We start from the raw sequence: 3,328 nt of genomic DNA, 5'->3' as shown, positions 1-3,328 counted from the left end.
AAAAGCTCCTTCAGGGGTTGGGTATGAGTCAAAAAAAGTATTGGCAAAACTTAGGTGAATTAAAAAATACAGAAGGGTACCAGAAACTGGTAAAAGACGAATTCCAGGAAGATCTGCCGTTTGGGGATGATGGCAAGGGCATATTGGACGCTAAAGCACCCCGCAGGGATTTTCTGAAATACCTTGGTTTCAGCACTGCGGCAGCGGCATTGGCTGCAGGTTGTGAAACGCCAGTTACAAAAAGCATTCCCTATCTCAATCAGCCCGAAAATTTAACACCCGGCGTAGCTCAGTATTACGCTACTACCTTTGTTGCCGAGGGAGATGTAGTGCCTGTTATAGCAAAAGTGAGAGACGGACGCCCTATCAAGTTAGAGGGTAATCCGCTTTCTTTTATCAATTCAAAAGGTGAAGGCACTTCTGCAAGAGTGCAGGCTTCGGTGCTTGATCTTTACGACACAGGAAGATTGCGTTATCCCGTAGAAGTGGCAGGAAATGAATTAAAGGAATTACCTTCTTTTGAAGCAGCGGATAAAAAAATTGCCGGCGAACTGGCAGGGTCGCAGGTGGTATTGCTTACTTCTACACTCAATTCCCCCACTACCAGCCAGATCATAAGCGAATTTCTTGCTAAATACCCCGGAAGCCGCCATGTTCAGTACGACGCTGTTTCCTACAGCGGCTTGCTGTTGGCCAATGAAATATCATATGGTAAAAGGACAATTCCCACTTATCATTTCAACAAAGCAAAAGTTATTGTTAGCCTTGATGCCGATTTCCTCGGTACATGGTTGAGCCCTGATGAATTCTCAAGCCAGTATGCCGAAGGCCGGAAAATCAACCAGAAGAATCCGGAAATGAGCAGGCACATCCAGTTTGAAGGCGTGCTTAGCTTAACAGGCGCTAATGCCGACGACAGGTTCCTTCATCGCCCTTCAGAAACAGGCACAGTAGTGCTGAACCTGCTGGCTAAGCTGGGCGGTAATGTAAGCGCTCCGGCTGTTGCAGATGAGAAATTGAAAAAGGGCATTGACCTCGCTGCCGGTTTGCTCGGCGCCAGTAAAGGTGCAGCATTGGTGGTATGCGGAAGCAATGATCCCAATATACAGGTGCTGATCAACGCTATCAATGAGCTTTTGGGGGCTAACGGCACTACCATTAGCTGGGCTAACCCATTATTGACCCGCCAGGGAATTGATGGGGAGATGGATCAGTTGGTAAAAGATATGAATGCCGGCAGCGTGGGCGCATTGCTTGTTTATGAAGCCAACCCCGCGTACAATTATCACAATGCGGCGGATTTTATCAAGGGGCTGCAAAAAGTGAAGCTTTCTGTTTCATTCAACGACAGAGCCGATGAGACCTCTGCACTGTGCAAATACATTATTCCACATCATCATTATCTTGAAAGCTGGGGCGATGCCGAAGGACGTACCGGTTTTTTCAGTCTGCTTCAGCCCACGATCTCTCCGCTGTTTAAAACAAGGTATTTTCAAACCTCGCTCTTAAAATGGAGCGGCAGTGATACCGATTACGAAGATTATTTTAAAAATTACTGGTTAACAAAGCTGGGCAGTCAGGGAGCATTCGACAAAGCGCTGCAGGACGGTGTGGTTGAGCCTGCTGCTTTAGCCTTTACCGCTACCACTTATAATGATGCTGTAGCGGATGCAGCATCGAAATTAAATACAGGAGCTCCTGCAGGTAAAACAGAGCTGGTATTGTATCAAAAGGTTTCCATAGGCTCGGGAGCCGTTGCCAACAATCCCTGGCTGCAGGAAATGCCCGATCCTATTACCCGTGCCACATGGGATAACTATGCTATTATTTCCTATGCTATGGCAGCCGAGCTGGGCATTAAGCTGGATGACAAATATGAAGTGGAGTTTCACAAGCCTGTTGTGGCATTTACGATCAATGGAAAAGAAGTAAAGCTGCCCATCCTCGCCATACCCGGTGTGCATCCCAATGTAATTGCAGTTGCGGTAGGATATGGAAGAAGTGAAGGCGCGGGGCGTGCGGCTAACGGGGTAGGCTACAATGCTTATCCGCTGGTAAATGCCAAAGGAGGCACACGGCAATATTATATTACGGATGTAACCGGTTATAAAAAAACCGGCGATACTTACGATATAGCATATACCCAAACGCACAACCAGTATGAAGGCCGTGTGGAAGTGGTAAGGGAATATGCACTTGAAGATTTCAAAAAGAACCCGGATGCTATTCCTGAATACAGGAAAGAGCTGGCAGAAGATTTTGCAAAAAAGACCGGTGATTTCAGGGCCGAAGGTACCCTGTACCCCACCTACGATTCTCCCGGCGCGCATTGGGGAATGAGCATTGACCTGAACGCCTGTACAGGCTGCGGCGCCTGTACGATTGCCTGTACCGCCGAGAACAATGTACCTGTTGTAGGTAAAAATGAAGTAAAGCGTTCGCATGAAATGCACTGGCTCCGGATAGACCGCTATTTTGCATCTTACCGCGATGCTACGGAAGGAGATAATCTGAATGTGGTATTTATGCCAATGCTTTGCCAGCATTGCGATAACGCGCCCTGCGAAAATGTATGTCCGGTATCGGCTACCAACCACAGTTCTGAAGGATTGAACCAAATGGCATATAACCGTTGTATCGGCACCCGCTATTGTGCCAATAACTGTCCCTTTAAAGTTCGCCGTTTCAATTGGGCCGACTATACGGGTTCAGACAGCTTTCCGGATAACCAGCACCACAACGGAGTTGGAAAGTTTGATGATGCTGTGCTGATGATGAATGAAGACCTGACCCGCATGGTGCTCAATCCTGATGTAACCGTTCGCTCACGCGGTGTAATTGAAAAATGCAGTTTTTGTGTGCAACGTTTGCAGGATGCCAAACTGAAAGCTAAAAAATCGCAGGATCCTTCTGTGATCAGGGATGTTAAAACGGCCTGTATGCAGGCTTGTTCCACGGGAGCCATTGTATTCGGTAACGTAAACGATAAAGAAAGCAGGGTATATAAGATCCGTACGCAGGAACAGAACCATCGTGCGTACTATGCATTAGAACAGTTACATGTGCTGCCCAATATCAATTACCTTGCTAAGATCAGGAATACGAGCAGACCGGTAGGAGTGAAAGATGAATTTGCTGAAAAGAAGGCCGCCGCTCACGAAGCACATCATTGATATAAGTATTTGGAAATTAGAAACACCGGATAAAGGCAGATTTGAATTCTCAACATTAATATGCAAACTCCTGTTACGGGCTTGCAGGATAAAATTAATCAGTAAATGAGTTTGACTAAATACGAATCTTTCGTCAGGGAACCATTGGTAGATGG

At 46.7% G+C, this 3,328-nt stretch carries 1 protein-coding gene; it reads left to right on the top strand.

The features are described 5' to 3' along the window. The coding region (locus PLH26_RS21075; protein WP_324587990.1) for a TAT-variant-translocated molybdopterin oxidoreductase at positions 1–3,173 on the top strand (3,173 nt) is incomplete at its 5' end. Between the last annotated feature and the right edge of the window lie 155 nt (positions 3,174–3,328).

This window comes from Agriterribacter sp. (genome assembly GCF_035444585.1).
In the GTDB taxonomy this organism is placed as follows: Bacteria; Bacteroidota; Bacteroidia; order Chitinophagales; family Chitinophagaceae; genus Agriterribacter.
Note: the sequence above shows the minus strand (reverse complement) of the source record. Positions and strands in the feature narration are given on the sequence as shown.